Below are 3,676 nucleotides of genomic sequence, written 5' to 3' on the forward strand. Positions count from 1 at the left end.
AGCCGTCGCACCGGCCGCACCATCCCCCGATGCTTCCAATGGCTCACTCATGGTCCGACATGCGAGGGATCTCGCCTGTCGCCTACCGGACTGTCCGGCGGGATCGGACAGCCGGAATGCACGGCGGAATGCACGGCTGGGCAGATGCTGCCAGCTGTGCGGTCCGGTGGGTGCACGGGTTGTCGGACTCCGACCGGAGCAAGGCCTCCCCTGATGACGGCACGCACGTGACGACGAGCCCACGACAGCTCCATGCCCTCGTGGAGACCTCACGCGGGCATCCTTCACACAGGCGGACCTTCACACAGGCATGGACACCGTCTGCGGCATCAGGCTCCGGCACCGGGCGGATATGCACCCGCAGCCCCGGAAACGGCGACCGACGCGCGCGACAGCGCGTCCGCCGCCTGGGACAGCGCGCTGTGGGAAAGGTTCGCGGCAGCGCTGGATATGCTCTCGACGCTGTTCTCGCCCGCACCGGTATTCGCACCGGCACCGGTATTCGCACCGGCACCGAAACCGGTGGTGCCGGTGTCCGCGACAGTGCCGGTACTGGCGTTGGTCGCGAAGGAAATGGCGTTCGTGGCACCGGAGAGAGCACCGATGGAAAGACCCGCGGCAGCGCGGAAAATCTCGGTGACGCTCGTGTCGACACCGGTCTCGGCACCGGTCTCGGCACTGGTTTCGGCACCGGCGGGGAAGGAGAAGGACGCGCTGGCAGGAGCCGCACCGAGAAGCGTGGCGAGCGCCCCGGTAGCGGTGAGGACCCCGGCACGGCGCAGGGCTCTGGCGGTCATGCTTGCCCCCAGCAGATATCCGTAGTGTCGATCTATCTCCTGAAAAGTAGACCGTCGGCCGGGGCCGAGAGGCCCAGGAGCCGCCACTGTGGTGATGATCTCTGCCCCCGGGAGCTGGGCCTGCGGCCTCCAGCGGCCGCAGGACTTCCGGCCTCCCGGACCTCCCGGATCCGACAGGAAAGCCGGACTCGAGAAACATGATCGCACCACCTTCGGCTCTCTCGGCAGCGCCCGCGCCGTACTCGCGCCGCGCGCACAGCTCGTCGATCGGGGTCCGGGGACTGTCGTACCTGCCCACCTACCGTGATGGCACGGACATTCAATTAGGTGAGGTTTACTTGTTCTTCTGATACCTTCCCCTAGGCGAACAGTGGCTATACGGCTATAGCGGAGGTATCGGACGTGTGGGCCGACCTTGTCCCGAACCTGCTCATCGGGTTACGCGAGGGTTTCGAGGCAAGTCTGATCGTTGCGATCCTGGTCGCCACGCTCGTGCGCGCCGACCAGCGCGCCCGCCTTCCCCAGGTCTGGACGGGGGTACTCGCCGCCGTCGCGCTCTCGGCGAGCTTCGGTGCGGTCCTCACCTTCGCGGCCGCCTCGATGTCGACCGCGGCCCAGGAGGCGTTCAGCGGCGTGCTGAGCCTGGTGGCGGTCGGCTTCGTCACCGCGATGGTCTTCTGGATGCGGCGGTCGGCGCGGGCCCTGTCCGGTGAGATCAAGGGCAGGGTCACGGCCGCGCTGGCGCTCGGGCCGGGCGTGTTGATCCTCACCGCGTTCCTGGCGGTTGCCCGGGAGGGTCTGGAGACCTCCCTGTTCGTCTGGACGACCACCCGAGGCGCGGACGAGTCGGTCGGACCGCTGGTCGGCGCCACCGCCGGGATCGCTCTTGCCGCCGCCGCGTGCTTCGCCATGTATCGCCAGACTCTGAAGATCGACCTGACGAGGTTCTTCACGATCACCGGCATCGGGCTGATCGTGATTGCGGCCGGCGTCACCGGTTACGGCCTGCACGACCTGCAAGAAAGCGACCTCCTACCGGGTAACGAGACCACGGCGTTCGACCTGACCGCCACCGTCGACCCGAGCGCCTGGTACTCCAGGCTCACCGAAGGCATCCTCAACCTCACCCCGCGGATGACCGTGCTCCAGGTCGTCGGCTACCTCGCCTATCTGGTCCCGGTGCTGGCGCTGTTCGTCCGGGGTGCCCGCCCCGCCGCCCCGGCCGGCCAGACGCCGCCGAGCGTCTCGACAGTCGAGGCAGTCGAGGCGGCGGCGGCGGGAGAGGCCGCGGCGGAGGCGGAGCTAGGGCCGGTCCCGGGCGAGCCGGTGCCCGGCGGGGCGGGGCGGGCACCTCGGGCAGTACCCCGCTGGGTACTTCCGGTGACCCTGGTCGCGGTGCCGGCCATCGCCGCCGGCACCGCGATCCTCGCGCTCGGCCCGTCCGACGACGTCCGCGGGACAACGATCGAAGTGGCCGCCGGCTCCTGCGCCGCCGGCTGGGACGCGCCGCAACCCGGCCGGCAGACCTTCACCGTCCGTAACACCGGCGGCCAGAGTGCGGAGGTCCGCCTCATCGACCCCGCGAGCGGGGCGATCCATGCCGAGATCGAGTTGCTCGCACCGGGCACCAGCCGGGACCTGTCGGCGACCGTCGGCGGCGGCACCTACGCCTGGCAGTGCCTGCCCGACAGCGACCCGCCCATCGTCTCGGCGAGCCGGCAGGTGGCCGGCTCGAGCGCCGGCGGCCAGGCGATCATCCCGGTGACGGAGGAGATCATAAGCGCGCCGGTGGACGCCTACCGGGCGTTCGTCACCGCCGGCCTGGTCACGTTGCAGCGCAACACTGACACGGTGCGCGCGGACGTGGAGGCCGGCGACCTCGACGCGGCCCGCCGCGACTGGCTCACGGCCCATCTCGACTACGAACGCCTCGGCGCCGCGTACGGCACGTTCGGCGACTTCGACGCCGCGATCAACGGGCGGCCCGACGGCCTGCCCGGCGGCGTCGCCGACGAGGACTTCACCGGCTTCCACCGCATCGAGTACGGGCTGTGGCACGGCGAGAGCGCGGACTCGCTCAAGCCGCTGGCGGCACGGCTGGCCACCGACGTCACCGAGCTGGGCAAGGCTTTCCCGACCCAGGAGTTCGATCCGAACGACCTGGCCCTGCGCACCCACGAAATCCTCGAGAACACCCTGCAGTTCCAGCTCACCGGCTCCGCCGACCAGGGCAGTGGCAGCGTGCTGGCCACCGCGAGCGCGAACACCGACGGCACCCGCGAGCTTCTCGAAATCATTTCTCCCCTGCTCACGACACGGGCACCGGACGCGCTGGCGGCGGCCGAGCGCCGCCTGGACGCCTTCGCGACGCTACTGCGCCAGATCGGCAACCCGGCCGGAACCTGGATCGCCCCCGACCGTCTCCCCCTCGCCGACCGGCAGCGGTTGAACGGCAGTCTCGGGGGGCTGCTGGAGACCCTCGCGCCCATCCCCGACGTCTTGGAGATCAGAAGCACCGGATGAACCGGATGGACTGGACGAACCGGCCCGACCTCCCCTACCGCGACCGCGACACCCCCGACCTTCCGGAGCACCGCCGATGACCGAAACGCCCGAATCATCCGAGCCGTCCAAGGCCTCGGCATCGCTCGAGGCCTCTGGGGCGTCCGCGCCCTCGGGGCGCCAGCAGCAGGCGGAGCGCAGCAGCCGGGCGACCCCCCTGCGCCGCGCCGGCCTGCCCGGCGCCGTGCTCGGACGCAGGTCCTTCCTTGCCGGGGCGTTGGCCACGGGCGCCGCCGCGGGTGCCGGGGGCACGGCACTGGCGGCCACCGCCGGTGACGACCAGGACGGCAAGAACGGCAAGGACCCGGGCCAGACGG

2 protein-coding genes and 1 pseudogene are annotated in these 3,676 nt (G+C 70.7%); 2 read left to right on the forward strand and 1 reads right to left on the reverse strand.

Features of this window, described 5'->3' with window-relative positions; genetic code table 11:
• Window positions 1-329: 329 nt before the first annotated feature.
• Window positions 330-797 (reverse strand): hypothetical protein, encoded by a 468-nt coding sequence (locus DD1DGNOD_RS15175; protein ID WP_131767077.1) that lies wholly within the window; start codon window positions 795-797, stop codon window positions 330-332.
• A 402-nt stretch (window positions 798-1,199) separates the two neighbouring features.
• On the opposite strand from DD1DGNOD_RS15175, the gene efeU reads away from it, so the two are divergent.
• Together efeU and DD1DGNOD_RS29540 are read left to right on the forward strand one after the other, a co-directional pair.
• Window positions 1,200-3,320: an iron uptake transporter permease EfeU gene (efeU, locus tag DD1DGNOD_RS15180; RefSeq protein WP_131767078.1), complete on the forward strand. Its 2,121-nt coding sequence runs from the start codon at window positions 1,200-1,202 to the stop codon at window positions 3,318-3,320.
• A 76-nt stretch (window positions 3,321-3,396) separates the two neighbouring features.
• Window positions 3,397-3,676 (forward strand): annotated as a pseudogene (locus tag DD1DGNOD_RS29540) (deferrochelatase/peroxidase EfeB); the annotation flags it as partial.

The organism is Candidatus Protofrankia californiensis (assembly GCF_900634765.1).
Lineage (GTDB): Bacteria > Actinomycetota > Actinomycetes > Frankiales > Frankiaceae > Protofrankia > Protofrankia californiensis.

What these genes read in the sequence shown, in the direction of transcription:
- DD1DGNOD_RS15175 (WP_131767077.1), bottom strand. Translation starts at nt 797, where the DNA reads ATGACCGCCAGAGCCCTGCGCCGTGCCGGGGTCCTCACCGCTACCGGG.